Source organism: Rhizobium sullae, assembly GCF_900169785.1.
Classification (GTDB): domain Bacteria; phylum Pseudomonadota; class Alphaproteobacteria; order Rhizobiales; family Rhizobiaceae; genus Rhizobium; species Rhizobium sullae.
Genome location: NZ_FWER01000003.1, coordinates 158524 through 184842, shown reverse-complemented (window position 1 = coordinate 184842; position 26319 = coordinate 158524). Strand labels below are relative to the sequence as shown.

General features: G+C 60.5%; 25 protein-coding genes and 2 pseudogenes. 19 read left to right on the top strand and 8 right to left on the bottom strand.

Features of this window, described 5'->3' with window-relative positions; genetic code table 11:
• Positions 1-37 precede the first annotated feature (37 nt).
• Complete coding sequence (locus BN1800_RS04560) at positions 38-436, top strand: DUF427 domain-containing protein (protein WP_027508642.1); 399 nt, start codon at positions 38-40, stop codon at positions 434-436.
• Here BN1800_RS04560 and BN1800_RS04555 read toward each other — a convergent pair.
• From BN1800_RS04555 to BN1800_RS04545, 3 genes are all read right to left on the bottom strand, one after another.
• Positions 433-1464 carry a quaternary amine ABC transporter ATP-binding protein gene (locus tag BN1800_RS04555; RefSeq protein WP_086994908.1) on the bottom strand — a complete coding sequence of 344 codons (1032 nt, stop codon included), beginning with the start codon at positions 1462-1464 and terminating at the stop codon, positions 433-435. The two genes, BN1800_RS04560 and BN1800_RS04555, sit on opposite strands and share 4 nt — an antisense overlap.
• Positions 1457-2344, bottom strand: coding sequence for an ABC transporter permease (locus BN1800_RS04550; RefSeq protein WP_027508644.1), 888 nt, complete (start codon positions 2342-2344; stop codon positions 1457-1459). Before BN1800_RS04550 ends, BN1800_RS04555 begins: the two co-directional genes overlap by 8 nt.
• A 119-nt stretch (positions 2345-2463) precedes the next feature.
• The gene (locus tag BN1800_RS04545; protein WP_086994905.1) at positions 2464-3462 is read right to left on the bottom strand and encodes an ABC transporter substrate-binding protein; all 999 of its coding nucleotides are present in this window, start codon (positions 3460-3462) and stop codon (positions 2464-2466) included.
• Positions 3463-3853: 391 nt separating this feature from the next.
• Between BN1800_RS04545 and BN1800_RS04540 the strand changes: the two genes are divergently transcribed.
• The 3 genes from BN1800_RS04540 (at position 3854) to BN1800_RS04530 (ending at position 5063) form a co-directional block, all read left to right on the top strand.
• Entirely contained in the window at positions 3854-4207 is a 354-nt protein-coding gene (locus tag BN1800_RS04540; protein WP_086994902.1) for a DUF1428 domain-containing protein, read from the top strand.
• Positions 4208-4219: 12 nt separating this feature from the next.
• Positions 4220-4642, top strand: a complete 423-nt coding sequence (locus BN1800_RS04535; RefSeq protein WP_086994899.1) for a secondary thiamine-phosphate synthase enzyme YjbQ — start codon at positions 4220-4222, stop codon at positions 4640-4642.
• Positions 4643-4748: 106 nt separating this feature from the next.
• The gene (locus BN1800_RS04530; RefSeq protein WP_086994896.1) at positions 4749-5063 is read left to right on the top strand and encodes a hypothetical protein; all 315 of its coding nucleotides are present in this window, start codon (positions 4749-4751) and stop codon (positions 5061-5063) included.
• Positions 5064-5127: 64 nt separating this feature from the next.
• Here the strand turns inward: BN1800_RS04530 and BN1800_RS40150 are convergent, their stop codons facing one another.
• Positions 5128-5328, bottom strand: coding sequence for a hypothetical protein (locus tag BN1800_RS40150; protein WP_143533893.1), 201 nt, complete (start codon positions 5326-5328; stop codon positions 5128-5130).
• A 126-nt stretch (positions 5329-5454) separates the two neighbouring features.
• Between BN1800_RS40150 and BN1800_RS04525 the strand changes: the two genes are divergently transcribed.
• From BN1800_RS04525 to BN1800_RS04465, 11 genes are all read left to right on the top strand, one after another.
• Entirely contained in the window at positions 5455-6492 is a 1038-nt protein-coding gene (locus BN1800_RS04525; RefSeq protein WP_086994892.1) for a LacI family DNA-binding transcriptional regulator, read from the top strand.
• Positions 6489-7490: a Gfo/Idh/MocA family protein gene (locus BN1800_RS04520; protein WP_086994889.1), complete on the top strand. Its 1002-nt coding sequence runs from the start codon at positions 6489-6491 to the stop codon at positions 7488-7490. The genes BN1800_RS04525 and BN1800_RS04520 overlap by 4 nt, the downstream gene beginning before the upstream one ends.
• A gap of 1 nt (position 7491) precedes the next feature.
• Positions 7492-9105, top strand: coding sequence for an acyl CoA:acetate/3-ketoacid CoA transferase (locus BN1800_RS04515; protein WP_086994886.1), 1614 nt, complete (start codon positions 7492-7494; stop codon positions 9103-9105).
• Positions 9098-9871, top strand: a complete 774-nt coding sequence (locus tag BN1800_RS04510; RefSeq protein WP_086994883.1) for an enoyl-CoA hydratase/isomerase family protein — start codon at positions 9098-9100, stop codon at positions 9869-9871. Before BN1800_RS04515 ends, BN1800_RS04510 begins: the two co-directional genes overlap by 8 nt.
• On the top strand, positions 9871-11379 hold the full coding sequence (locus BN1800_RS04505) for an aldehyde dehydrogenase family protein (RefSeq protein WP_086994879.1): 1509 nt from the start codon (positions 9871-9873) through the stop codon (positions 11377-11379). The genes BN1800_RS04510 and BN1800_RS04505 overlap by 1 nt, the downstream gene beginning before the upstream one ends.
• A gap of 30 nt (positions 11380-11409) precedes the next feature.
• Positions 11410-12915 carry a GMC oxidoreductase gene (locus tag BN1800_RS04500; RefSeq protein ID WP_086994876.1) on the top strand — a complete coding sequence of 502 codons (1506 nt, stop codon included), beginning with the start codon at positions 11410-11412 and terminating at the stop codon, positions 12913-12915.
• The gene (locus BN1800_RS04495; RefSeq protein WP_086994873.1) at positions 12915-13691 is read left to right on the top strand and encodes a 3-ketoacyl-ACP reductase; all 777 of its coding nucleotides are present in this window, start codon (positions 12915-12917) and stop codon (positions 13689-13691) included. Before BN1800_RS04500 ends, BN1800_RS04495 begins: the two co-directional genes overlap by 1 nt.
• 14 nt (positions 13692-13705) lie before the next feature.
• Positions 13706-15361: a GMC family oxidoreductase gene (locus BN1800_RS04490; RefSeq protein WP_086994871.1), complete on the top strand. Its 1656-nt coding sequence runs from the start codon at positions 13706-13708 to the stop codon at positions 15359-15361.
• Positions 15362-16506: 1145 nt separating this feature from the next.
• Complete coding sequence (locus BN1800_RS04475; protein WP_027508658.1) at positions 16507-17892, top strand: HlyD family secretion protein; 1386 nt, start codon at positions 16507-16509, stop codon at positions 17890-17892.
• A 35-nt stretch (positions 17893-17927) separates the two neighbouring features.
• The gene (locus BN1800_RS04470; protein WP_244564435.1) at positions 17928-19232 is read left to right on the top strand and encodes a hypothetical protein; all 1305 of its coding nucleotides are present in this window, start codon (positions 17928-17930) and stop codon (positions 19230-19232) included.
• Positions 19217-21382 (top strand): glycosyltransferase family 2 protein, encoded by a 2166-nt coding sequence (locus BN1800_RS04465; RefSeq protein ID WP_086994869.1) that lies wholly within the window; start codon positions 19217-19219, stop codon positions 21380-21382. Before BN1800_RS04470 ends, BN1800_RS04465 begins: the two co-directional genes overlap by 16 nt.
• 46 nt (positions 21383-21428) lie before the next feature.
• Here the strand turns inward: BN1800_RS04465 and BN1800_RS04460 are convergent, their stop codons facing one another.
• Entirely contained in the window at positions 21429-22364 is a 936-nt protein-coding gene (locus tag BN1800_RS04460; protein ID WP_086994866.1) for a HEPN domain-containing protein, read from the bottom strand.
• Positions 22365-22584: 220 nt separating this feature from the next.
• Here BN1800_RS04460 and BN1800_RS04455 point away from each other — a divergent pair, with 220 nt between their 5' ends.
• From BN1800_RS04455 to BN1800_RS04445, 3 genes and pseudogenes are all read left to right on the top strand, one after another.
• Positions 22585-22845, top strand: coding sequence for a TFIIB-type zinc ribbon-containing protein (locus BN1800_RS04455; protein WP_086994863.1), 261 nt, complete (start codon positions 22585-22587; stop codon positions 22843-22845).
• Positions 22846-22877: 32 nt separating this feature from the next.
• A pseudogene (locus tag BN1800_RS43815) lies at positions 22878-23221 on the top strand (integrase core domain-containing protein); the annotation flags it as partial.
• 415 nt (positions 23222-23636) lie between these two features.
• Positions 23637-24248 (top strand): hypothetical protein, encoded by a 612-nt coding sequence (locus BN1800_RS04445; protein ID WP_086994860.1) that lies wholly within the window; start codon positions 23637-23639, stop codon positions 24246-24248.
• A gap of 76 nt (positions 24249-24324) precedes the next feature.
• On the opposite strand, the pseudogene BN1800_RS40145 reads toward BN1800_RS04445, so the two are convergent.
• Positions 24325-24516, bottom strand: a pseudogene (locus tag BN1800_RS40145) (transposase); the annotation flags it as partial.
• On the opposite strand from BN1800_RS40145, the gene BN1800_RS41260 reads away from it, so the two are divergent.
• Positions 24501-24728 (top strand): hypothetical protein, encoded by a 228-nt coding sequence (locus BN1800_RS41260; RefSeq protein WP_425298960.1) that lies wholly within the window; start codon positions 24501-24503, stop codon positions 24726-24728. The pseudogene BN1800_RS40145 and the gene BN1800_RS41260 overlap by 16 nt on opposite strands.
• Before the next feature lie 606 nt (positions 24729-25334).
• Here the strand turns inward: BN1800_RS41260 and BN1800_RS04440 are convergent.
• Together BN1800_RS04440 and BN1800_RS04435 are read right to left on the bottom strand one after the other, a co-directional pair.
• Positions 25335-25787 carry a type II toxin-antitoxin system VapC family toxin gene (locus BN1800_RS04440; protein WP_244564434.1) on the bottom strand — a complete coding sequence of 151 codons (453 nt, stop codon included), beginning with the start codon at positions 25785-25787 and terminating at the stop codon, positions 25335-25337.
• Entirely contained in the window at positions 25780-26034 is a 255-nt protein-coding gene (locus BN1800_RS04435) for a type II toxin-antitoxin system Phd/YefM family antitoxin (RefSeq protein WP_027508666.1), read from the bottom strand. Before BN1800_RS04435 ends, BN1800_RS04440 begins: the two co-directional genes overlap by 8 nt.
• Positions 26035-26319 lie beyond the last annotated feature (285 nt).

Sequence of the window (26319 nt, the reverse complement as noted above, 5' to 3'; positions counted from 1 at the left end):
TATCTAAGGACGGTGCAATCTTTCGAAGGCGAACCCCATGTCAGACAAGCCGATCAAGATTCCCGGGCCTGATCATCCGATCACCATAGACCACAATCCCGCGCGCGTCGTCGTCAGGCTCGGCGGACGCGTCATTGCCGATACGCGCGATGCGCTGACATTGCGCGAAGCCTCCTATCCGCCGGTGCAGTATATTCCGCGTAAGGACGTCGACATGTCGCTGCTTGCACGCACCGATCATTCGACGCATTGCCCGTACAAGGGCGACGCCTCCTATTACAGCATCACGCCCGGCGGCGAGCGCTCGAAGAACGCCATCTGGACCTATGAAAAACCGCACGATGCGGTGCGTGAAATCAAGGACCGCATGGCGTTTTATCCGGACCGCGTGGATTCGATCGAGGAACTGCAGGCGCCCGAGGCCGGCGAGTTCTAGCGTTCCGTCCCAACAAGACAGCGCACGAGACCTTCCAGCGAGACGCGGCCGGCTGGCCGCCCGTCGGCGCCGGTGACGGTCGCGTGGGTGACATTGCTTTCGGTCATCATCCGCATTCCTTCCTCTACCGTCGATTGGCCGGGGATGCGGATCACCGTGTCGCTTGCAGGATTGCTGAGCGGTTCCATCAGCGCCTCGATCCGGATGACGCGGCTGCGGTTCACTTCCTTGACGAAGGCCTCGATGTAGCCGTCCGCGGGATTGAGCACGATGTCGGCCGCACTTCCCTGCTGGATGACCTCGCCATCGCGCAGAATGGCGACCTTGTCGCCAAGCCGCAATGCTTCATCGAGATCATGGGTGATGAAGACCACCGTCTTCTTCAACTCCTTCTGCAGGTCGAGCAGAACGCCCTGCATATCGACGCGGATCAGCGGGTCGAGGGCGGAAAAGGCCTCGTCCATCAGCAGGATCTCCGCGTCGTTGGTGAGCGCGCGGGCCAGGCCGACACGCTGCTGCATGCCGCCCGAAAGCTGGTTCGGGTAATGTCCGGCAAAGCCATCGAGGCCGACGCGCTTGATCCAGACATTGGCGCGCTCTTCGCGTTCTGCCTTCGGGACGCCCTGGATTTCTAGCCCGTAGACGGTGTTCTGCAGCACGTTGCGATGCGGCAGCAGGCCGAACTTCTGGAACACCATCGCCGTTCTGCGGCGGCGGAATTCGCGGAGTTCCTCTTCGCCCATCTTGCAGATGTCGGTATCGCCATAGAGCACTTCGCCGGCCGTCGGGTCGATCAGGCGGTTGATGTGGCGGATCAGTGTCGACTTGCCGGAGCCGGAAAGCCCCATAATGACGGTGATGCTGCCGCCGGGGATCGAGATGTTGATATCCTTGAGGCCGAGGACGTGCCCGTGCTTCTTGTTGAGCTCGGTTTTCGACATGCCCTTGGTGACCGCCTGGATGAAATCGTCGCCACGCGGACCGAAGATCTTGTAGAGATTGCGTATTTCGATCGATTGGCTAGCCATGCACGATTTCCCGGTGCTTCTGCAGCCTGAGGCCATAGGCCTGGCTGATGCGGTCGAAGATGATGGCGATGCCGACGATGGCGAGACCGTTGAAGACGCCGAGGGTGAAGTACTGGTTGGCGATGGCCTTGAGGACTGGCTGTCCAAGGCCCTGGACGCCGATCATCGAGGCGATGACCACCATGGCGAGCGCCATCATGATTGTCTGGTTGATGCCGGCCATGATGGTCGGCAGGGCAAGCGGCAGCTGGACGTTGCGCAGTTTCTGCCAGCTCGATGAGCCGAAGGCGTCGGCCGCTTCGAGAACGTCCTTGTCGACCATGCGGATGCCGAGATTGGTGAGGCGTATCATCGGCGGCAAGGCGTAAATAACGACGGCGATCACCCCAGGCACGCGGCCGATGCCGAGCAGCATGACGACGGGGATCAGATAGACGAAGCTCGGCATGGTCTGCATGACGTCGAGCACCGGATTGACGGCGTTCTGGAGCCGGTTGGAACGCGACATGCCGATGCCGATCGGAATGCCGATCGCGATTGAAATCACAGTGCAGACGAAGATCATCGAAACGGTCTTCATCGTGTCTTCCCACATGTCGAACCAGCCGATCAGGAGAAGCGTCGCGGCGCAGCCGATGACGATCTTCCAATTGCGGCTCCCAAGCCAGGCAATGCCGGCGACGATTAGGATCACCAGCGGCCATGGCGCGCCGGTGAGCAGCCTTTCAGCCCAGATCAGAAAGCTTTGCAGCGGGCTGAACAGCCCTTCGATGCTGTCGCCGTAAGCGCGGGTAAAAGCGCGAAAGCCTTCGTCCACGTTCTTTTTCAAGATACGCAGCGTATCGGCATCCATTGTTGGAAATTTCCAGAGCCAGTCCATGTCTCGTTCCCCATGGCTAAAGCGGCGGCGGGCCTGTTCTTCTTATGGCCGTCGCTTGAAAAGATCGGGCGGGCGGTGCCGTGCTGTCAAGGCACCGCCTGCTTGCGGATCATCGGGGATCAGAGGGAAGCCTTGATCTTCTCGGCGACCTCCGGAGAGACCCATTCCTTCCACAGGGCTTCATTTTCCTTGAGGAAGTGCTTGGCGCCATCTTCGCCGGTGGCCTGGTTGTCGGTCATCCAGGCGATCAGCTTGTTGACGGTATCGTTCGTCCAGGCGCGCTTGTTGAGATAATCCATGGCAGGACCGGCGCGATCGGCGAATGTCTTGCTCACAAGCGTCTGAACGTCGTCAGCCGGCCAGGCGTTCGGCTTCGGGTCGGCGCAATCGGCAACTGAGGTACAGCGCTTCCATTCCGCCGCATCATATTCAACGCCGTAGCCGAGCTTTACCATTTCATATTTGCCGAGCAGGGAAGTCGGGGCCCAGTAGTAGCCGACCCAGGGCTGCTTGCCTTCGTAGGCCTTGGCGATCGAGCCGTCGAGGCCGGCTGCCGAGCCTGTATCCACCAGCGTGAACCCGGCCTTGTCGCCGCCATAGGCCTTGAAGAGCTGCGAGGTCACGACCGTTCCGCCCCAGCCTTGCGGGCCATTGAAGACGGCGCCCTTGCTCTTGTCTTCCGGGGCGGGGAAGAGTTCGGGATGCTTGAAGAGATCAGGGATCGTCTTGATGTCGGGATGCGCTTCAGCGATGTACTTGGGGATCCACCAGCCCTGGATCGCGCCGTCCGAAAGGATCTTCGCGGCAGCGACCACCTTGCCGCCTTCGAGGCCGCGTTTCACGAGTTCCGGCTGAAGGCTGACCCAGGCTTCCGGCGCGATGTCCGGCTCACCCTTTTCAGCCATGGAGGTGAGCGTCGGTACCGTATCGCCGCTGACGATCTCGGCGGTGCATCCATAGCCTTCCTCGAGGATGATCTTGTCGAGGTTTGCGGCAACTTCGGCGGATTGCCAGTTCATGCTTGCGATGGTCACATTTCCGCATTCGGCGGCCGAAGCCACGCCCCCAAGGCCGAACAGGCCGGCAGCAAGGACGGTTGAGGCCAAAAGTGCTTTCATTTTCTTGTTCCCTCTGGTCGCGGTGTAACGTGAACCCGGGTGCCGCGGCACCGCGTCCGCCAGCACGCCTATTGAGCATGTTTTCAGTTGCCATGCACCATTCCGTTTACGCCAGAAAATGGCGCATTGACGCTTTCTTTCAATGAGCATTTGAGCGCGTTGTCGCGATCGGAACAATCGTTCCATTAGTCGCAAAATTGCGCCTGCGCATTCGCCACGGTCAGCAAGCGGATCCTTCAGACGGGGGACGGGTCTTTTCCCTGATCTCGCCAAGACCGGGACGCTGCAGGACTGGAACATAGTCGGATCACGCATATTTTCTCATCGAGACTGTCGGCCTTTGCGTCCGCTATTCGTCCTATGATCGTCAACAGAAGATAGGAGAACGACAATGCCTTACATCGACGGATTCCTGGTGGCTGTTCCGAAAGCCAATATCGAGGCTTACAAGAAACTGTCGAATTTAGCCGGCTCGATCTGGAAGGAGCATGGTGCACAGAAATATGTCGAGTGCCTTGCCGATGACGTGCCCTATGGAGAACTCACCTCGTTTCCGCGTGCGGTGATGGCCAAGGAGGATGAAGTGGTCGTGTTTTCCTGGATCGTCTATGGATCGAGAAAAGAACGCGACGATATAGTCGCCAAGGTCATGTCCGATCCACGCCTGCAGGGCGATGATTGGAAAACGGTCTTTGATGGCAAGCGGTTGATCTACGGCGGTTTTGAAACCTTCGTCGAACTTTGAAAGAGGAGTTCGGTGCCCCAGACGACGATCAGCATCCCGACCCGCGGCCAAGGTCTTTACGAGTTCACGGACCAGGCGGCAGCTTTCGTCGGCGCAAGCGGCGTGGACGAAGGCCTGCTCACGGTCTTCGTGCGCCACACCTCTTGTTCGCTGCTGATCCAGGAAAATGCGGACCCCGATGTGCAGACGGACCTCAATGCCTTCTTCCGCCGGCTCGTGCCAGCGTCATCGGACCCGTCGATGCGCTGGATCGTCCATACGACCGAAGGCCCGGACGACATGCCCGCCCATATCAAGGCGGCGTTGACACAGGTTTCGTTCGGCATTCCCGTTACGAACGGCAGGATGGTGCTCGGCACCTGGCAGGGTCTCTTTCTCTTCGAGCATCGAGACCGTCCCCATCACCGCGAAATCGTGCTGCATCTCAGCGCGTGAACAGAGCCTGAATACGCAATTCGAACATCGTTCAGCTTTGGCCCTCTATGGTCGAATCATCCCTGAAAGGGAGTTCGAGCGTCCATTGACACGAGGGAATTCTCCAATGACCAATTTCATTGCCAAAGCGTCGTTTGCCGCATTGCTTGCCATTGCTTCGATCCCCGCCACCGTCTCCACCGCTGCTGCGGCAGGGGCTGAGCGCGGCTTTATCGTCGACGCCCAGTACCATCGTCCGCCGCCGGTCTACCGCGGCTGCTCGCCGGTCATGGCTGTCCGCGCGGCTCGCTGGTCCGGCCTGCGCGACGTGCGCGTAGTCAATGTCACGCCGCGCCGCGTCGTCGTTGCCGGCCGTGACCGCCGCGGTTGGGACCGCATGACCTTTGCGAATGTCCGCGGCTGCCCGCTGATCCGCCGCTAAGTAGCATCCGCCGGTCTTTCCTGACGCGGCGGCACAAGAACCGCCTTTGCCAATTCTCCTCGGATCATGGCAAGGGCGGTTTTTTATTGCCGGGATTCCGGCTGCAAAAAATGAAAAAAGCCTCGCGACGGGCGAGGCTGAGTTCTAGGCCGCTTCGGGGAAAAGAAGAAGCGACGCTCATTTCACTAGTACCGTCGAGTACGGCTGCAAAGTGCACTTTTGTCAATTCCGGTACGCTTTTGTGTTCGAGGATATATTTTTTCACACGGACTTATCACCTCGGTTTAGAACGTTCCAAATCGATCTGAGAAAGATATGGCTGCAAAGTAATTCATTTCTTGACAAATTTGGAACGTTCCAATTAACTCTGGGTATTCTTGGAGGAGCAATCATGAGCAGGGAGCGGGCGACCGTCATCGACATTGCGAACGCCGCCGGCGTTTCGAAGTCGACCGTATCGCTCGTGCTGCAGGGAAGCTCGCTCGTCAACGAGACGACGCGGGCGAAAGTGAATGCCGCGATCCGCGAACTTGGTTATGTCTATAATCGCGGCGCTGCCAATCTGAGGCAGGCAAATGCCAAGTCGAAAATCGTCGGCATGGTCGTCAACGACCTGACGAACAGTTTCTTCGCTGAACTCGCCGTCGGCATCGACAGTGTCATGCAATCGGCAGGTTACGTGCAGTTTCTCGCCAATACCGGCGAGAACATCGACCGGCAGCGCGAGGTCATTGCATCGATGCGCGAACATGGGATTTCCGGGCTCATCATTTCGCCGGCGCGAGGCACTGAGGCTGCGGATTTCTGGCCGCTTTCCAATGCCGGGATTCCTGTCGTGATGGCCGTGCGCAATGTGCCCGGAGCGCGGGTTTCGTCGCTGATATCGGATAATCACGCGGGAGCGGCCGCCTCCGTCGCGCACCTTGCAAAGCTCGGCCATCGCCGCATCGCCTTTCTCGGCGGCTTTCCGGATACCGCTGTCTTCACCGAGCGCTTTACGGGGTATCGCGACGCGCTGATCGAGGCAGGACTGGATTTCGACGTGGATCTGCTCATCGGGGCGGCGCCCTCGCGGGCGGGCGGCGTCGAGGCGATCGAGCGGGCGATGCGGCTTGCCGACCCGCCGACGGCTGCGGTCTGTTTCAACGATGCGGTCGCCTTCGGCGTTTGCGACGGGCTTCGAAGCCGCAGGATGGAGCCGGGCGCCGATTTCGCGGTGATCGGTTTCGACGATGTTATCGAGGCAAAGACGGCGGTGCCAGCGCTGACGACCGTTTCCGTCGATCCGCAAGGCATGGGGCGCCGGGCGGCGCAGTTGCTGCTGAAGCAGATCAATTCGGGGGCGTCGGAGCCGGAAGCGCTGGTCAGCAGCGTGCGCCTCGTCGTCCGTCAAAGCTGCGGCACAGGCATTCAAGGAGGAGTGCGATGACGAAGTGGGGTTTGATCGGTGCCAGCACGATCGCCAGGGAATGGATGATCGATGCGATCCGCGCAGCCGGCGGTGAGGCCGTCTCCGTAATGAGCATGGATGCGGCGCGCGGCAAGACTTACGCGGCCGAGTACGGCATCGAGAAATCGGTGATCAGCGTCGCCGGCCTCGTCAATGACCCGGATGTCGAGGCGGTCTACATCTCGACCACCAACGAGCTGCATCGCGACCAGGCGCTGGCGGCGATCCGGGCGGGCAAGCATGTACTTTGCGAGAAGCCGCTGGCGATCAGCCTGGCGGATGCGAACGCCATGGTGAAGGCGGCAAGGGAGGCGGGCGTGGTGATGGCGACGAACCACCACCTGCGCAATGCTTCCACCCACCGCGCCATGCGCGATGCGATTGCAGCGGGCAGGATCGGCAAACCGCTCAGCGCCCGCGTTTTTCATGCGGTCTATCTGCCGCCGCATCTGCAGGGCTGGCGGCTCGACCGGCCGGAGGCGGGCGGCGGCGTCATTCTAGATATCAGCGTGCACGATGCCGATACGCTGCGCTTCGTGCTCGGCGACGATCCGGTGGAGGCGATCGCCTTCGGCCAGAGCGGCGGCATGGGCAAGGTCGGGCTGGAGGATGCCGTCATGGGCGTGCTGCGCTTCAAGTCCGGCGTCATCGCGCAGTTCCATGACGGTTTCACCACGAAATACGCCGAGACCGGTTTCGAGGTGCATGGCAGCGAGGGATCGCTCGTCGCCCATAACGTGATGACCCAGCGTGCGGTCGGCCGCGTGACGTTACGGAATGCGGACGGCGAAACCGAACTCGAATGCGAAAACACCAATCTCTACGAGGTCACTCTTAGGGCCTTCCACGATGCGGTTGCCGGGAAGGGCAAGCCGGCGGCGACGGGCGAAGACGGCGTCTGGTCGCTTGCGACGGGCCTTGCCATCGTCGAGTCCGCAAGAACCGGCAAGGCAGTCAAGATCGAGCCGGGGCTTTGACATGGACAAGCACGTAACACCCGCCGAAGCCGCAGCGCTGATCCCCGACGGCGCAATCGTCTCGGTCTCGTCGTCCAGCGGCCTCGGCTGCCCGGACCTGATGCTGAAGGCGATCGGCGCGCGTTTCGAAGCGACCGGCCATCCGCGTGATCTGACGACGCTGCACCCGATTGCGGCGGGCGACATGAGCGGCATCAAGGGCGTGGATTACATCGCGAAGAAGGGCCTGCTGAAGAAGATCATCGGCGGCTCCTATCCCTCCGGCCCGTCCAGCGCGGAGCCGCCACTGATTTGGCAGATGATCGGCAACGACGAAATCGCCGCCTATAACGTGCCTTCGGGCATCCTCTTCGACATGCACCGCGAGGCAGCCGCCAAGCGGCCGGGGGTGATGACCAAGGTGGGACTCGAAACCTTCGTCGATCCGGCGCGCGAAGGCTGCGCCATGAATGCGAAGGCCGCCGCTGAGCCAATCGTCAAGAAGATCAGCTTCGAGAGCGAGGATTGGCTGTTCTTCAAGGCGATCGCACCGCAGGTGGCGATCATCCGGGCGACGACGGCGGATGAGCGTGGTAATCTCACCTATGAACACGAAGGCGCCTATCTCGGCGGCCTCGACCAGGCGCTCGCCGCTCGCAACAACGGCGGCATCGTGATCGCGCAGGTGAAACGGATCACCAAGGAAGGCTCTCTGAAGCCGCACGACGTGCGTGTTCCCGGCGTGCTTGTCGATTACATCGTGGTCGATCCCGACCAGAAGCAGACGACGCAGACGCTCTACGATCCGGCGATTTCCGGCGAAATCTTCCGGCCGCTCGATACGTTCCGCCTGCCGGAATTCAATATCCAGAAGGCGATTGCACGCCGAGTCGCGCAAGAACTGCAGGGCGGCAGTGCCGTCAATCTCGGCTTTGGGATTTCGGCCAACGTGCCGCGCATTCTCTTGGAAGAAGGACTTCACGGGGCGGTGACATGGGTGATCGAGCAGGGTGCCGTCGGCGGCGTTCCGCTGCTCGACTTTGCCTTCGGCTGCGCCTCGAATGCCGATGCCTTCATGCCGTCGCCCTATCAGTTCACCTATTTCCAGGGCGGCGGCTTCGACGCCTCGCTGCTATCCTTCCTTGAGATCGGCCGCGACGGATCGGTCAACGTCTCCAAGCTCTCCTTCCGTCCGCATGTGACGGCGGGCGCCGGCGGCTTCGTCGATATTACAGCGCGGGCGAAGAAGATCGTCTTCTCGGGCATGTTCAATGCTGGTGCAAAGCTCGGCGTCGAGAACGGCAGGCTGGTGATCGAGAAGGAAGGCAAGTTGAAGAAGCTCGTCAAAACGGTGGAGCATGTGACCTTCTCCGGTCCGCGCGGCGTGACCCAGGGGCAGGATGTCACCTATGTCACCGAGCGGTGCGTGCTGAAGCTGAGGCCTGAGGGCGTTGTGCTGACGGAGATCGCGCCCGGCGTCGACCTGCAGGCGCACATTCTCGATCAGTCGGAGTTTCCGCTGATCGTTTCCGACAATCTGAAGGTGATGGATGCCGCTTTGTTCGGCGAGGCGCCGATCGGTCTCAAGCTCTCGCAGAAGCCGCAGCGGGTTCTGGAAGGGACGTTCCATGGGTGAGGTAAAGGTTTCAATCGAAGGTCAGATCGCGGTCATGACCATCTCGCGGCTGGAAAAGCTCAATGCCTTCGATATCGACATGCTGAAGGCGTTGGCCGCGGCCTGCGACGAGGTGGAGGCGAATGCCACCGTCCGCGTCGCTATCCTGACGGGCGAGGGCAAAGCCTTTTCTGCGGGCGGCGACATCAAGGCCTGGGGCGGCATGGAGGCCAATGAATTCGGTCATGCCTGGGTGCGCTTCGGGCACCGCGTTTTCGAGCGGCTAGCGACGCTGCGCATGCCGGTGATTGCGGCGCTGAACGGTCATGCGCTCGGCGGTGGTTTGGAATTGGCCGGCGCTGCCGATATCCGCATCGCCGAAACGCAGATCAGGATCGGCCTGCCGGAAACGGGTCTCGGCATGATACCCGGCTGGTCCGGCACGCAGCGGCTGGTCAAGCGCTTCGGCGCGCAGATCGTTCGCCGAATGGTGCTCGGCGGCGAGATGTTTTCGGCGGAGGAGGCGCGCGCGAACGGTATTGTCGATGCCGTCGTCGAGACCGGCACTTCGCTTACCGCGGCGAAGGACCACGCGGCGCGGATTGCTCAGCGTGGTCCGGCCGCACTTGAGATCTCGAAGCTTCTCATCGCATCGGCGAATGGTGAGGACAATGGCGCGGCTGTCGAGGCGCTAGGGTCTATCCTGGCTGCCAAGACCGGCGATCTCAAAGAGGGCGTTGCGGCATTTGCCGAAAAGCGCCCAGCTCAATTCAAGGGAGAATGGTGATGACGGTGCTGGTGAAGCCGCAGAAGCTGGCGGACGCGAAGGTGCGCGAGTTCAGCATGCTGATCGACGGCAAGTGGGTGGAGGGCGTTGAGGCAGGCACGATCGAGCGCGTGGCGCCGAGCCATGGCGTCGCCGTCAGCCGCTACAAGGCGGCGACCAGGGATGATGCGGTGAAGGCGATCGCCGCCGCCCGAAAGGCCTTCGATCACGGTGCCTGGCCGCGCATGACGGCCTCCGAACGCTCCGGTATTCTGCTAAAGGCGGCGGATATGATCGCCGCGCGTGCCGACGAGCTGGCCTATCTCGATGCGATCGAAGCCGGCAAGCCGATCACGCAGGTGAAAGGCGAGATCGCCGGTGCCGCTGACATCTGGCGCTATGCGGCAGCGCTTGCCCGCGGTCTGCACGGCGAGAGCTACAATACGCTCGGCGACGGTACGCTCGGCGTCGTGTTGCGGGAGGCCGTCGGTGTCGTCTCGATCATCACGCCCTGGAACTTCCCGTTCCTGATTGTCAGCCAGAAACTGCCCTTTGCGCTTGCGGCGGGCTGCACAGCGGTCGTCAAGCCGTCTGAGCTCACCTCCGGCTCGACGCTCGTGCTCGGCGAAATCCTGATGGAGGCTGGCGTTCCAGAAGGTGTCGTCAACATCATCGTCGGCACGGGGGCAGCCGTCGGTGGAACGATGACCGGGCATGCGGATGTCGATATGGTCTCCTTCACCGGTTCCACCGGCGTCGGCCGGCTGACGATGGAAAATGCCGCAAAGACGCTGAAGAAGGTTTCGCTGGAGCTTGGCGGCAAGAATCCGCAGATCGTGTTCCCGGATGCCGATCTCGACGCCTTCATTGATGCCGCTGTGTTCGGCGCCTTTTTCAACGCGGGCGAATGCTGCAATGCCGGTTCGCGCCTGATCCTGCATCGCGACATTGCGGAAGAAGTGACTTCGCGCGTGGCGGCTCTGTCTCAGAAGGTGAAGGTCGGTGATCCGCTGGACCCGTCGACGCAGGTGGGCGCGATCATCACGCCGCAGCATCTGGAGAAGGTTCAGGGTTATGTTTCTGCCGCGGCAGGCAGCGGTGCAAGTATCGCCCTTGGCGGCAGCCATATCGATTTCGGCTTCGGCCAGTACATGGCGCCGACGATCCTTTCCGGCGTCAAGGCGGATATGGCTGTGGCCCGTGAGGAAGTGTTCGGGCCGGTGCTTTCGGTGTTGACGTTCGAAAGCGTCGAGGATGCAATCCGCATCGCCAATGCCGTCGACTATGGCCTTTCGGCCGGCGTCTGGAGCCGCGACTTCGATACCTGCCTGACGATCGGCCGCAAGGTGAAGGCGGGCACGATCTGGATGAATACCTTCATGGATGGTGCGGCGGAACTGCCGTTTGGCGGCTACCGCCAATCCGGCCTTGGCCGCGAACTCGGGCGGCATGCGGTAGAGGACTATACGGAGACCAAGACGCTCAACATGCATATCGGCGCCCGGACGGGCTGGTGGATGCCGCGCTGAGCCGCAGGCATTGCGTTCTGGGAGGATCGCTTGGTGAAGCAGCCGGACATTGTCATTATCGGCTCGGGAATCGGTGGGGCGACCGCCGCCGCCGCGCTTGCGCCTTCGGGCGCTGACATTCTTATCCTTGAGGCAGGCGGGCATATCGAGGACCGGCCGGAAAACCGCGACCAGCGCGCGATCTTCCAGCGCGGCCACTTCCGGCCGAAGGAATCCTGGTACGAGATGGACGGCAAGCCGTTCAATCCCGGCAACTACTATAATGTCGGAGGCAATTCGAAATTCTTCGGGGCGGTCATGGTGCGCTACCGGCGCGAGGACTTTTCCGAGATGCGGCATCTCGAGGGCATCTCGCCTGCATGGCCGTTTGCCTATGAAGAGCTGGAGCCTTGGTACAGTCGGGCGGAGCACCTCTACCAAGTGCGCGGGCAAGTCGGCGAGGATCCTACGGAACCAGTGCATTCGCAAAATTATGCCTTTCCGCCGGTGCCTGACGAGCCGCCGATCGCGCTTGTGCGCGAGCGGATGAAGCGGAACGGCTTGCATCCCTATTCGCTGCCGCTCGGCATCGATATCGAGCGCTGGCTTGCCAAGGCGAAGACCCCCTGGGACGCACATCCGAACAGTTTCGACGGAAAGATGGATGCCGAGACGATCGGCCTCGCGCTGGCGCTGCAGCATCCGAACGTTCGGCTGCAGACCGGATCGCAGGTGACGCGGCTTCAAACGGCGGCGGACGGCAAGCACATCGAGACGGTTCATTACCGGAAGGATGGTGCCGAGGAGACGGTCTCTCCGAAGCTCGTGATCCTTTCCGCAGGCGCGGTGCAATCTGCCGTCCTGCTGTTGCGCTCGGCAGATGACAGGCATCCGAAAGGGCTCGCCAACAGCTCGGATCAGGTCGGCCGCAATTTCATGAACCACAATTCGAGCGCGGTGATCGCGGTCTCACCAGGCTTTCGAAATACGTCCATCTATCAGAAGACCTTCGGCTTCAACGACTATTACCTCTCGGACGGCGAGGGCGGGCCGCCGCTCGGCAACGTACAACTGCTGGGCCGCGTGTCTGGCACCATCCTGAAGGCCAATATGCCGTCGGTGCCGGAATGGATGCTGAACCAACTGTCGGCGCACGCGATCGATTTCTACGCGATGAGCGAGGACATTCCGCATCCCGAAAGCCGCATTATGGTCGACGGCGACCGTATCCTCCTGCAGTGGGTGCGGACGAACTGGCCGGCGCATCTGATGCTGGTGAAGAAGCTGAAGCAGGCGCTTCGGGCGGCAGGCTTTCCGCTGGTTCTCTCCCGGCCCTTCGACAAGCGGACGCCGTCGCATCAATGCGGCACGATAAAGATCGGCAACGATCCGGCGGCAGCGCCGCTCGACATCTGGTGCCGTGCCTACGACCATCCGAACCTCTTCGTCGTCGATGCGAGCCACCTGCCGACGTCCGCCGCCGTCAATCCGGCACTGACGGTGGCAGCACAGGCGCTGCGCGTCGGAGAACATATCATGCAAAAGGATCTAGCGTGATGGCGCAGAGAAGGCGGCCGGTTGCGCTTGTCACCGGCGGGAGATGTGGCATCGGATTGGCGATCGCCGAGGCACTGGCGAAGACGGGGCATGACGTCGCGATCACCGGAATAGAAGATGACCAGCCGAACGATCCGGTGGTCGGGGCATTGCGCTCGCTCGGCGCCAAGGCCGTCTATCTGCAGGCCGATCTGGCGGATGTTGTCGGGCATGCTGCAACGGTCGATGAAGTCCTGCAGACATTCGGGGCGATCGACTGCCTGGTGAACAATGCCGGCATCGGCTCAGTGGTGCGCGGCGACTTCCTCGAGCTGAAGCCGGAGAATTTTGACACCGTGCTCGACGTCAATTTACGGGGAACGGTGTTCTTCACGCAGGCGGTCGTCAAGGCGATGCTCACGAGCGGCGCCAGGCAGGCGACCCGTTCGATCATCAACATCACCTCGGCATCCTCGGAGCTGACATCGCCGGAGCGTCTTGATTACTGCATCAGCAAGGCCGGACTTTCAGCCTTCACCAAGGGGCTGGCGGTGCGGCTTGCCGAAAGCGGCATCGGCGTCTTCGAGGTGCGGCCTGGCATCATCCGCACGGCGATGACCGAGAAGGTTTCTGAAAAATATGATGCGCTGATTGCAGGCGGGGTCGTTCCAATGAAACGTTGGGGAGAGGCTGAGGACATCGGCGCGATCGTCGCAGCGCTGGCTTCGGGAAGTTTCGGCTTTGCCACGGGCTCGGTGATCGATGCCGGCGGCGGGCTTTCGATCGGCCGCCTTTGAGCGGGGGAGTTGCGATGGCATACGACTACATCATCACCGGCGGAGGCCCGGCGGGCTGCGTGCTCGCCAACCGGCTGACGGAGGATCCCGACGTCAAAGTGCTGCTGCTCGAAGCAGGCGGCAGTGACTGGAGCCCGCTGTTCCATATGCCGGCAGGCTTTGCCAAGATGACGAAGGGCGTCGCCAGCTGGGGCTGGGAGACGGTGCCGCAAAAGCACATGAAGGGCAGGGTGCTGCGCTATACCCAGGCCAAAGTCATCGGTGGCGGCTCCTCGATCAACGCGCAGCTCTATACCCGTGGCAATGCCGCAGACTACGATCTCTGGGCGAGCGAGGACGGTTGCGAGGGCTGGGACTACCGCTCCGTTCTGCCCTATTTCAAACGCTGCGAGGACAATGAGCGTTTTGCCGACGACTACCATTCCTATGGCGGGCCGCTCGGAGTGTCGATGCCGGTTTCAACGCTACCGATCTGTGATGCCTATATCCGTGCAGGGCAGGAACTTGGCATTCCCTACAACCAGGATTTCAACGGCCGGCAGCAGGCGGGCGTCGGCTTCTACCAGCTGACGCAGCGAAACCGCCGCCGTTCTTCGGCCTCGCTCGGCTATTTGTCCCCGATCAGGGACCGAACGAACCTCACCATCCGGATGAATGCCCGCGTTGCCAGGATCGTGATCGAAGGAACGAGAGCGGTCGGCGTCGAAGTTGTCGGGCGGAACGGCATCGAGATTATCCGTGCCGAGCGTGAAGTCCTTGTTTCGTCTGGTGCGATCGGCTCGCCGAAGCTGCTGCTGCAATCGGGCATCGGGCCTGCGGATCATCTGAAAGCTGTTGGCGTCGATGTGAAGCATGACCTGCCCGGCGTCGGCGGCAATTTGCAGGATCATCTCGATCTCTTCGTCATTGCCGAATGCACCGGCGACCACACCTACGACGGCGTCGCCAAGCTGCACCGCACGCTTTGGGCGGGGCTGCAGTATCTGCTCTTCCGTTCGGGTCCGGTGGCCTCGTCGCTCTTCGAGACCGGTGGTTTCTGGTATGCGGATCCGAACGCGCGCTCGCCGGATGTCCAGTTCCATCTCGGCCTCGGCTCCGGCATCGAGGCGGGCGTTGCCCGGCTGAAGAATGCCGGGGTGACGCTGAATTCCGCTTATCTGCATCCCCGCTCGCGCGGTACAGTGCGCCTCTCATCCGCCGACCCGGCGGCTGCGCCGTTGATCGACCCGAATTACTGGAGCGAACCGCATGACCGGAAGATGTCGATCGAGGGCTTGAAGATCGCCCGGGAGATCATGCAGCAGGCGGCGTTGAAGCCCTATGTGCTGGAGGAGAAGCTCCCCGGAGCCGGCGCCGTCACCGACGAGCAGCTTTTCGACTATGGCTGCGCCAATGCCAAGACGGACCACCATCCGGTCGGCACCTGCAAGATGGGCACGGATGGGATGGCCGTGGTGGGGCTTGATCTGAAGGTGAGGGGTTTGGAGGGACTGCGGGTGTGCGACAGCTCCGTCATGCCGCGTGTTCCCTCGTGCAACACCAATGGTCCGACGATCATGGTCGGCGAGAAGGGAGCCGACATCATACGCGGGCGGGCGCCTTTGCCACGCGCCATCTTCTCCTGGGAACGCAACGATACGCGGCCGAGAGCAAGGGCGGAGGTCCGGTAGACGGGATCAGGCGCGAATGAAGAGCGCGCCGACGAGACCGAAGATGACGATCGATTGCAGGATGAACATCGGCAGTTGATCGGACATGGTTCCCTCCCACGGGCGCGGTTTCATGCTTGTTCGGTGACAGTCGCGCTATCGGCCAGGCCGCAACGCTGGAGGTGAATGCTGCCACGGCATCGGTACCGGTGCAAATCACCTTTCGAATATAGAGTTCCTCCTTTTTGCGATGGAAAGGGCGAAAAGATGGTATAATCGCTTCTGATGCGATGCGCAGCAGGCGCTACTGTCCGGAAGCCTGAAGAAGTATAACGTCCGAACTGTGGTGGCTTGCACTAGTCGAGCATCGCATCATAACGCCGCATGGAACCTTTTATGCACTTGGTAGTTTTAGAGTGTACAGGAGGACTACTATGACCAATGATTTTAATAGGCCTGGCCAAGATGCCCGCGGCACTCCGGGCAGCGACCGCCGCTCACCATGGGCGATGTGGATAGGCATCGCGGCTGTTGTTGTAATCATAGCCTTGGCCGCAATTTACTGGCCGCGCGCGGGCGCACCCCCAGCCGGCGAAACGACAACGCCACCGCCGGCAACGTCGACTGCGCCGGCAACGCCGCCAGCCACAGAGCCGGCCCCGGCAACTCCGGCCCCGGCAACTCCGGCACCGGCAACACCGCCGGCTACGGAACCGGCACCTGCAACCCCGCCGGCAACGCCTCCGGCGCAGCAGTAAAGTAATAAAAAGCCCGCCAATTTTCTGAGATGGCGGGCTTCTCTTTTTCTAATTGTGTACGGCCCCGCTTCGACAGATGAGGGATGAGGCGCCATGTCGGCTGTCTCTTCAGGTGCGTCACAAAAATCACCGCAAAATCAAAGACAAATTAAAACAATGGTTGGATGGATGAAATTCGATTCCATCCAAAATTGCGCGCAATAATTGTGTGAATTACTTAAGACAATATGTGTCCATAGTAGTCTCACCGATGTTGATCGTACTGATACTGAAACTAAGCAACGGCATTGCAGAAAAAAATTCATTTGCATACTAGGATTTCATGGATATAAAACATAAGAAATAAAAAATATACATGGAAACGCCCTTCACTTCGACCTGCAGTGTAAAAAGTCAGGAATGACGAAAATGAAGGACGAAACTATAGTGCTTGATCCGCGTGATCATAAGATACTTTCAGTATCAAGGGCGCTTGGTTATGTGTTTGCCTTTATGCTGATTTTCGTTATCGCCATGGCGATGATCCCCAATCAGTTTTTCATTGTCTCCACGCGCGCCGTCATCAATGCGCCGGTGCAAATGATCGCCTCGCCGATCTACGGCAGGGTGGACAGGATTTCCCTGCAGGTCGGACAGGTCGTCAAGCTCGGCGACGTGATGGCGACCGTGTCCAATCCCAACCAGGACCAGACGTCGCTGACGGGCTTGCGGCTCGAGAAGCTCGATCTCACCGAAAAGCTGAACAATACGAGAAGCGTCGTTCAGGAACGCACCGGCCAGCTCCAGAAGGTCAAGAGCCAGATCGCGGATGTCAAGAACGGCGTGATCAGCGAGCTTTCGGCGGTCATCGAAAATGCCCGTTACAACGTGCAGACCTACGAGGCGCGGCTCAATGAACAGAACGCTCTGCTGCAGAGGCAGCTGGTGCTTCTCAAGAAGAAACTGATCTCCGAGGCGAGCATCGAACCACAACGCCAGAAGCGCAACGCTGCGCAGTACGAACTCGACTCCGCACGCGGCGAACTGCGCCGCGACGAGATTGTCCTGTCGCTCGTCGAACGCGACATCTACACGGGCGGTACCGTTGCCGCCAATCTGCTGACGCTTGAAATGCAGCGCACGAAGCTTGCCGGCGAGATCGCCGAAGACAATATCGAGATCAACCAGATGACGGAACGCAAGCAGCAGGTCGAAAACCTGATTGCGCGGGAGGAGGGGCGGCTCGGCAAGACTGGTGCGGCCGAGGTCGTCGCCGAACGCCATGGCCAGATCGTCAGCGTCGACGCATCCTTCGGCGATTTCGTGATGCAGGGTCAGCCGGTGGCAAAATCGCTGGATTGCAACGAGGCCTTTGCCGCCGCCGTCTATCGCAGCCGCGACGTGACATCGCTGGAAATCGGCATGCCGGCGATGGTCAATTTCCGCAGCCTCGGCGTCAAGCGCGACGCCCATATCTACAAGATCGTGCGCTACTTCAACTCAGGCCCGGAAAATCGCTACTATGCGAAATTTCCGGAAGCCGAAGGCCACGAGGTCTACGTGCTCGTCAAAATCGACGAGCCTGCCGGCGTGGGCGGCGGTCCGGCGCAGCAGAACAACGACAAATTCTTCGGGTGCCACGTCGGCGAGGATGTGATCGTCTCATTGGGCGAGACGATCGTCTCACGGATCACCCGCTATTCGACGCTGGCGATGAACAGGCTGGCGTCGCAGAGCGCCATGCTTTCCGCGTCCACGCTTTTCGACAAGGCTACGGCGCCGCGCTCCGCCGCCGCCGAACCCGCCAATCCGTAACGCCGGTTTCGCCGCTGCATTGACGAGGGTCAACAATGAAGCATCTGAGATCGACCATGAACAAGGGACGCTTGCTGCTGCTCGCAGCGACGGTGATCGTCCTGCCGGCATTCCCTGTGCTCGCCGATAGCGAACATCAGGAGCTTGCCTGCACGCTTTGCGACGGTCTGGCTGCCCAGATGGGCGGCGATCCGGGACAGCCCTTCGTCCTGCGCAGTTTCGAACCGGCAAACGGTGGTTCGGCGCTGCATCCAGCTCTGGAAAACACCGGCTTCACCTATGACAACGCGCTCGCACTGATGGCGCTTTACGGCTGCAAGCGGAAAGCCGAAGCCCGCCGCATTGCCGATGCCCTCGTGCTCGCCGTGGAGACGGACCGCCACTATCATGACGGGCGACTGAGGAATGCCTACCGGTCCGGCCCCGTCATGCCGGGCAAGGAGGGAATGCTGCTGCCCGGCTATTGGAGCGCTGCCAGCAATTCCTGGATCGAGGACGGCTATCAGGTCGGCAGTGCGACGGGCAGCACGGCATGGGGCGCGCTGGCGCTGCTGATGGCCTACGAGGAGACGGAGCAGCCTGCCTATCTCGATACCGCGCGCAAGATCATGGACTGGATCCACCGCAGCACGGCAGATCCGCAAAACCCGGGCTATTTCGGCGGCTTCTTCGGCCACGAGCCGGCGCCCGAGCGCCTGACCTGGAAATCGACGGAACATAATCTGGACGTCTACGCCGCGGATAGCTGGCTTGCGCGCCTGGACGCCGGTGGCGACTGGACCCATCGCGGCGACACTGCGCTCAAGTTCCTTCATGCCATGTGGAACGACGACGAGGGGCGCTTCTACATCGGCAGCGTGCCCGGCAGCAACGCGCCGAACGTCGAAATGTCGGGGCTCGATGCCGAACTGTGGCCGCTGATTGCCGTGCCGGATTTCAAGACAAAGGCCGGGCAAGTCATGGAATGGACTGAGTTGAACCATGGCGTCGACGGCGGCTTCGACTTCAACAGCGACCGGGACGGGATCTGGCTCGAAGGTACCGCGCAGGCGGCACTCGTCCTGCGTCTTGCTGGACATCCGGAAAAAGCCGAGCCTTTGTTCAAGACCATCGCCGCTCAGGTCACGCCCGGCAGCCTTATCTATGCAACGGTCAACGAGCAGCTTTCCACCGGCCTTCAGGTTGGCCCCAACTCCTCGCCCGGCGATTTCAAATATTACCGTCTTCCGCATGTCGGGGCGACCGCCTGGGCCGTGCTTGCCGCGCTCGATCTCAACCCTTTCTTCGGCCGCGCGGGCCAGGCGTTGATCAGCAAGGATAGCCCATGTCCCCCGAAGTAGTGACTCTATCGGACGCCATTCTCTTCTCGCTTCTGGCGCTTGCGCTCATCATGGGCTGCGCCTGGCTGCTCGATAGCCGCCGGGGTAAAGACCGCGTCATATTCGGCGCGATCCTCATCGTCATGTTGTTGAATTATCTCTATTTCCGCGTCACCAAAACGCTGCCGGACTTCGAATGGAGCGCCTATGCGCTGTGGCCGCGGGCCTATCTCTGCTTCGAGATCGTCGTCATCTTCTATACGGTGCTTTCGATCGTCTTCTTCTTCCGGCGGACCGACCACAGTGCAGCTGCGGATGCGAGCGAGCTCTTCATCGCCGGCTCCGCATCGCCGCCAGCCGTCGATGTCTTCATCTGTACCTATAACGAAGAGCTCTCCATTCTGGAGCGCACGATCCTTGCCGCGAAGGCGATCGATTACCAGAATTTCACCGTGTGGGTGCTGGACGACGGACGCCGCGACTGGCTGGAGGATTATTGCGCCGAGGTCGGCGTGCGATATCTGCGGCGTAGCGACAATGTCGGCGCCAAGGGCGGCAATCTCAACAATGCCATCCGGCAATCGGCCAGGGAGACGAACGCGCCCTATATCCTCATTCTCGACGCCGATTTCGCGCCGCAGCGCGCCATCCTGAAGCGCACCGTCGGTCAGTTCGCCGATCCGGAAATCGGGCTCATCCAGACGCCGCAGTTCTACTACAATGCCGACCCCGTCCAACATAACCTCCTGGCATCGAAGGCATGGGTCGATGATCAGCGCATTTTCTTCGATGTCATGCAGCCCTCGAAGGACGGATGGGGAGCTGCCTTTTGCGTCGGCACCTCCTGCATCGTGCGCCGCGATGCGCTCGGCATGATCGGCGGCATGCCGCAGGAAACGGTGACGGAAGATATCCATCTCACCTATCGGCTGCTGCAGAAAGGCTTGAAGACTCGCTGGCTGAACGAACGCCTCAGCGTCGGCCTCTCGGCCGAAAGCCTTTCCGGCTATATTACCCAGCGCTGCCGCTGGTGCCTCGGGACCATTCAGGTCGCGCTGCTCCGGGACGGCCCGTTCTTCGGCCGTGGCTATACCTTCTTGCAGCGGCTGCATTATTTCCACGGACTGCTGTTCTGGTTCTGCCGCCCGTTCATCCTGCTTTTGATGGCGGCGCCGATCCTCTATTATTTCCTTGGCCTGCCGGCGATCCAGATGGAGCCGGAAGCCTTCTTTCTCTATGCGCTGCCGATGGTCGGCGGCATGTGGGCCTTTCATGCCTGGGTTTCCGGCCGGCGCAGCATGCCGCTCTTTACCGAAGTGTCGCAGATGGTGTCGGCGATCCCCATCACCATCGCCCTGCTTCACGCCCTCATCCATCCGTTCGGGCGGCCGTTCAAGGTTACGGCTAAAGGGGAGGACCGGGCGCGCGTCGATATCCTCTACCCGATCGCCGGCACGTTCCTCCTGGTCATCATCCTGACCTTCGTGGGCATGCTGAATGGCCCCCTGATGGGCACCTACAACGACCTCGACGGCTTCAGCGTCGCCTGGGGCATGGTCGTCATGGTCTATGCCTTCGTTTCCCTGCTCGTCTGCATCGAACTTCCGCGCGAACCGCTGGACAGCATCCAGTTTCCGCTTGCCCGGCAGGCAAATCTTGCACGCGACGGCAATTCCACCCCTTGCACTGTCGACACGATTTCAATCAGCAAGGCAGAGATCACGTTGCATGACGGGCGGGCGGCAGGGCAGGTTCGCCCGGGCGACATCCTGATCTTTTCTCCTTTTGCTGACTTCGACGTTGCAGGCAGGGTGACGGGCGCGGACAGGGTGCGCCTCGGCCTATCCATCTCAATCGTCGCCGTCCGCGACCGCCGATATGACTGGGAGATCCGGCAGACCGCCGAAGAGATCCGCCGCAAGATGATCCAGCGCCTGTTCAGCGAGATGCCGCTGGCGATGCCCGCCCGCGCCTATCCGATCGCCGCCATCCGCGGCCTCTGGCGCCGTATGTTCGACCGCCCGTCGAAACTCGCCAGGGGCATCGAGAAGCACGCCGTCAGCGTTAGATCGCAGCGGGCGCCGCGACGGTGGCAGAGGCCGCGTGACCTTGCACCAAGGGTGCCGCTTTTGCAGATCGGAGCGGCGAGTGCTGCGCAGCTAGCGGAGTGAGTATGATTGCGCGCGGGAGTCGGTTGCATCGAACTATACGGCAGTTTCACCCGTTCAGACGCTCCTTGCAGATCTCCTCAACGAGCGCCTGCAAGTCCTTCACATGAGTGACAAGCCATTGCAGCTCCTCATCACTGATTGTGTATTTCGACGAGTACCTCGCCTCGACGTACGCGCGAGACAAAAGCTCAAAGCAACGGCGGGCAAAGCGCGTCTCGCGCGGCCAGGCGGAAACCAGTCGCGCATCGGCGCTTTCGGCTTGCGAGCGCAGCACCTTGATGCGGTGAGACTTCGGGCTGTAGAGCGTCAAGGTCAGCAAGACGCAGTGGTAAAAGCGCTCTGTGGCCTGATGCAGATCGAAGGCGCCGTGGTTTGACATCTGATCGGCAACAGCATTTTCAGCCTGCCTGACACAGTAAGACGCATCGAGAAACCATTTATCGAAATACCGCTGTGCCTCGGCCCTTGCCTCCTCCGGTGTCAGCGCCTTCGGCTGGGCGAGGGGATGGCCGGGCTCCTCGTAGAGCACGATGCCGTCTCTGGCGATGTCGGTGAAGAAAGGACGGCCGCGTGCCAGCTGGTCGTTGACGTCTGAGAGGCAGTGCACGATCGGGATCACCGGCGTTTCGATCCGGTGGCTGATCTGCTCCTGCAGCAGCCGTGCTTCCAGCGCCTCCCACAGCTCATGCTCTTCGGCGAAGCTCTTGGTGTTGACGACGATCAGAAGGTCATAGTCGGAGCGGTAGCCGCTCGCACGGTCCTCGACCCAGTCGCCGCGGGCGTACGAGCCGTAAAGCACGACCATGAGCACCTTTCCGGCCGCCTTCTTTCCGGACAGCTTGGTGGCGCGGAACTGCTCGACTTCGAAAAACAGGACCTGCAGAACCCGGGCAAGCTCGCGGCGCTTCTTGTCGGGCAGGTGGTCTAGATGGTCTGTCAGGGTCACTGCCGCATCAAAGCCTTCGGTGGGAATCTCATCCATCGTAGCGGCTCATCGGTTGTTGCGCATCTAAACTCTTTACGAGAATGTATTGATAAATGCAACCAAGTGCTATTCTTGGCTAGGGAGTCGCAAGACAAAACGCGCGCCTCTTAAGAAAAAATGCTCATCCACAAACTTGAGATCGCCAAGCTTAGGTAGTGCTCTTGTGTGTGGCGGTTGGAGCCCCATATTCAACCCCTGACATCTAAAGGAATTAGCGATGAAATGTCCGATTGATCAGTCCGACTTGGTGATGAGTGATCGCCAGGGAATCGAGATCGACTACTGCCCGAAGTGCCGAGGCGTTTGGTTGGACCGCGGCGAGCTAGACAAAATCATCGAACGCTCTAGTGGTGAGCCCGCGCCGTACCGCGAGCCGCAGAGGGAACAGGAGCGATACGGGACGCACGGGGGCACGCACGCGTCGCAGCCCTATAAGAAGAAAAAAGGCGGCTTTCTCGGAGAGATTTTCGACTTTTAAGGCTCCGGCTCCGGCGATCCGTGACACCCGCTTACCCGCTGGCGGTCACCGACCAGGCGTCGCGTTGTCTTCTCGCCTGCGAAGCCTTTGAGTCGACGCGAGAACGGGCTGTCTTCGACGCGTTCCGGCGGCTGTTTACCGAATGCGGCCTGCCGACGGCGATCCGCAGCGACAACGGCTTGCCGTTCGCCAGCCCAAACGGGCTCTACAGTCTGTCGAAGCTGTCGGTGTGGTGGCTGAGGCTCGGGATCACGCTGGAGCGCATCAGGCCGGGCCGTCCCCAAGAAAACGGCCGGCATGAGCGCATGCACCTGACGCTGAAGAACGAGGCGACCAGACACCGGGCAAAAATATCCTCCAGCAGCAGGCCCGCTTCAAGGGCGGCAAAAGCGACCGGGTCCTCTCCGCCGACGGTCGCCGGCATGTCTGTTGAAGCCAGGCGGCAGAGCATGCCGCACCGGCAGTCAATCGACTTCGTGGCGGGCTTTCATCGTCGGTTGCCTGGCCAACAGACCCCGATGAGAAGCAGTTCTGAAACGTCGTTCTTCCAGCCATTCAAACGGGATTTGCAACGCGTTGCAAAATGGAACATTTTCTAGATTGGGAATGGCAAAATGCCGTGAGCACGTCGATGGTAAAATTCCGCGATCCCCGAAGGACTCTGTTGACGATACTGCGGGGCCGCATGCAGGGGCTAGCGGAAGGTGTCTTCCGCCCAGTCAGGCGCCGTTCCAGAGCTCTCGGTGAATGCGCGCCCTAGAGAAAAAATGAAGTCCAGGAAACGATCCGATATGAAGCCTTCGAACGCCATCCCGCTTGCTCTGCTGCTCGGCGCTGCCACTATGCCGTTCTTGGGAACAACCGACGCGCAGGCGCAGAACCGCGACGTCAATCAGTCGGTATTCGCCTTCGGCGGCACGATGGTCGACGCCGACATCCTCCAGGCATCCAATCCTTTCGGCGTCACATACGAAGACCTCCCGATCTTCGGCCTCGGCTACCAGTACTTCCCGGCTAGGATGGGCTCCTTCAGGTTCGGACTGGAAGCGGGGCTCGCTGGGAGATACGGCGGGCATCCGAATGCGGAATTCTGGGGCGGCGTCGTCGGTCGCTACGACGGTTTCGAGATTGGTGATACCGTCCGTATTTCACCAGCCTTTACGTTTGGCATCAGCCATGTCACGCATACCCAGGAGGGACGGGAGCGCAAGAACGAGCTGGAGGGTAACGGGGACGCCAGAACGCTGTTCTATCTCGGCCCCGAGTTGAACCTTTCCTTCAACGCCATGCCCGACGTCGATTTCTTCTGGCGGATACACCACCGGTCCGGAGCCTGGGGGACGCTCGGTGACATGCACGGCGGCTCCAGTGCCAATGTCGTCGGCGTGCGGTTCAATTTCTGAAGGACCTTCTTCATCTCCAATCCGACGACGTTCGCGGCGGTCCGTGTCCCACAGGTGCGGGACCCCTCGCCGGATGGGCAGCAGCGCTGTGGTTGATGACGGCATCGTAGGTTGGCTTTCCGCCATAGGCGTCGTCAGCAGTGATCTGTCCGGTCGGGACCCCGATCTGGCCGAGCAGTGGTCCGCCTGAAAAGCATCGCCTGTGTCTTGGTCGGTCAGAGTATGGGCAATGATCTCGCCGCTATGCATCCAGTGCCAGATGCAATCTGCATCAAGCACGGCGACAAGCCCTTTGAGCATCTTGAGCGCAAGCATGTGGCTGCGATCCGCGACACCCGCATAGATGCCCCCGGCGCGGCCAACAAAATAGTGAAGGCAATCAGCGCTCTTTTCGATGGGGCAATTGAGGTTGGCGAGGCAAAGGCGCATCCCTGTAACGGCACCAAGCGGCTTAAGTCCGGCGACGGGTTTCACACATAGACGCTTGAGGAGACAGAGCAATACGAGGCTTGTCACCAGCCGGGGACTACTGCGCGCCTGGCGCTGGCAATTTTCATGTTTACCGGGCTGCGGCTATCTGATGCTGCCATGTTAGGGCGGCAACACCTGAGCGACGGCTGGATTGGGATTCGGCCCGGCAAGCCGCGTGGGTGTCACATCGCCTAACCGGCTCGTTCAGCAAAATCCACTCACCGGACGCTCACGCAAAAGCGGCACCAATATTTGAATGCCAATCGACGTTCTGGAGTACCTGCGGAAGCGTTGACATCACTCGCGAGATTCCGAGATGCCTTTGAGATACGGATCGGGGAGCGCTTACCGACTCCAGTACGTCGAGAAGCTTTTTAGCCTTACTGTCCGTAGCACTGTCAAAAAACCGTTCTAAAGCTTGACGAATGGACGTGGAGTCTTGCAAAGAACAGCAAACGTTTGCCTTCGTCACGGGCAAACCAAAGCATTCGGGACCTTTCCTCCGGGGACTTGGCTAGCCGATTGCCGCCTGGGTCCCTTTTCGGCCGATTTCGAGACCTTGGCATTGTGAGCGCCATTTACAAACTTGTCGGCAGCGCTCGTCCATTATCGTTTTCAGGGTTTGAAGACTGCCGGGAGATCGACCGCCACACCGAGTGGCACGAAGTGTTTTAGGTTCTCCGTTATTACGGTTAGGCCGTAAGCTTTAGCCGTTGCGGCTATGATGACATCACCGAGGCCGGGATGACGGCCTTTAGCTGTCGCCATATCCTCCATCGCTCCGGCTATCCGGGCAACGATGGGGTCCACGTTCAAGATACGATCTCCGAACGATTCCAAGATGAAATCCAGCCATGCATTCAGACGCTTGGCCCTTTCGATCACTCCCCGCCTGTGAAGGCTGCGCATGCCTTTCTCGACTTCGGCAATGGTTATTGCCGACAGATAGAGCGCGTCCGCTTCGCCTTGCTCATGGAACCACGCTTTCACCGCGTCGGATGGCTTTTCTTTTTTATCAGGCGAGAATTTGCTGATGATGTTAGTGTCCAACAGCAGGCCATTATTCAAAGTCGATTTCCCTCATTTTCGAGGGGTTTCGTTCCAGATCGGCGGGGCCGGGATACGACATCAGGAAATCCCCGAAATTCGGCCGTGGCTTCTTCAAAGCCTTTTTGGCAGCTTCCGCCGCCTCGACGCTGACAAGCACCGCAGCGGGCTTGCCGTGCCGTGTGATGGTGACGAAATCGCCGTTCGCTGCTTCATCCACCAGAGCGGCGAAACCGGCCTTTGCCTCTGCTACGCTGATTGTTGACATTGCGGCTTCCTATCTGAATGTGACCATATATAGTCAAATTAGACATTGACACCGACGAAATCAAGAGCGGTGGCAGATTTGGAACCCAAAATAAAGTAAGGGGATCGTCAGGCCAAAATCGTTCGTGGCTGCGCCAAAAGCGACGCCGTAAGCGGCTTTCGGCCTTTCCAGTAGGAACCCCAGCCCCGTTTACGTTTGACCGATGATTGCTTTCCGCTCTTTGTAAGCTTCTGCTGAAAGTCGCCCAACCGGAAATTCCGCCTCGATAAATGAAGGCGCATCTTT

Bases quoted from the DNA above. Each gene is read 5' to 3' on its own strand.
- BN1800_RS04545 (WP_086994905.1), bottom strand. From the start codon at position 3,462: ATGAAAGCACTTTTGGCCTCAACCGTCCTTGCTGCCGGCCTGTTCGGC.
- BN1800_RS04540 (WP_086994902.1), top strand. From the start codon at position 3,854: ATGCCTTACATCGACGGATTCCTGGTGGCTGTTCCGAAAGCCAATATC.
- BN1800_RS04495 (WP_086994873.1), top strand. From the start codon at position 12,915: ATGGCGCAGAGAAGGCGGCCGGTTGCGCTTGTCACCGGCGGGAGATGT.
- BN1800_RS04525 (WP_086994892.1), top strand. From the start codon at position 5,455: ATGAGCAGGGAGCGGGCGACCGTCATCGACATTGCGAACGCCGCCGGC.
- BN1800_RS04515 (WP_086994886.1), top strand. From the start codon at position 7,492: ATGGACAAGCACGTAACACCCGCCGAAGCCGCAGCGCTGATCCCCGAC.
- BN1800_RS04530 (WP_086994896.1), top strand. From the start codon at position 4,749: ATGACCAATTTCATTGCCAAAGCGTCGTTTGCCGCATTGCTTGCCATT.
- BN1800_RS04490 (WP_086994871.1), top strand. From the start codon at position 13,706: ATGGCATACGACTACATCATCACCGGCGGAGGCCCGGCGGGCTGCGTG.
- BN1800_RS04470 (WP_244564435.1), top strand. From the start codon at position 17,928: ATGAAGCATCTGAGATCGACCATGAACAAGGGACGCTTGCTGCTGCTC.
- BN1800_RS04560 (WP_027508642.1), top strand. From the start codon at position 38: ATGTCAGACAAGCCGATCAAGATTCCCGGGCCTGATCATCCGATCACC.
- BN1800_RS04455 (WP_086994863.1), top strand. From the start codon at position 22,585: ATGAAATGTCCGATTGATCAGTCCGACTTGGTGATGAGTGATCGCCAG.
- BN1800_RS04510 (WP_086994883.1), top strand. From the start codon at position 9,098: ATGGGTGAGGTAAAGGTTTCAATCGAAGGTCAGATCGCGGTCATGACC.
- BN1800_RS04445 (WP_086994860.1), top strand. From the start codon at position 23,637: ATGAAGCCTTCGAACGCCATCCCGCTTGCTCTGCTGCTCGGCGCTGCC.
- BN1800_RS04550 (WP_027508644.1), bottom strand. From the start codon at position 2,344: ATGGACTGGCTCTGGAAATTTCCAACAATGGATGCCGATACGCTGCGT.
- BN1800_RS04435 (WP_027508666.1), bottom strand. From the start codon at position 26,034: ATGTCAACAATCAGCGTAGCAGAGGCAAAGGCCGGTTTCGCCGCTCTG.
- BN1800_RS04460 (WP_086994866.1), bottom strand. From the start codon at position 22,364: ATGGATGAGATTCCCACCGAAGGCTTTGATGCGGCAGTGACCCTGACA.
- BN1800_RS04555 (WP_086994908.1), bottom strand. From the start codon at position 1,464: ATGGCTAGCCAATCGATCGAAATACGCAATCTCTACAAGATCTTCGGT.
- BN1800_RS04465 (WP_086994869.1), top strand. From the start codon at position 19,217: ATGTCCCCCGAAGTAGTGACTCTATCGGACGCCATTCTCTTCTCGCTT.
- BN1800_RS04505 (WP_086994879.1), top strand. From the start codon at position 9,871: ATGACGGTGCTGGTGAAGCCGCAGAAGCTGGCGGACGCGAAGGTGCGC.
- BN1800_RS04475 (WP_027508658.1), top strand. From the start codon at position 16,507: ATGAAGGACGAAACTATAGTGCTTGATCCGCGTGATCATAAGATACTT.
- BN1800_RS04520 (WP_086994889.1), top strand. From the start codon at position 6,489: ATGACGAAGTGGGGTTTGATCGGTGCCAGCACGATCGCCAGGGAATGG.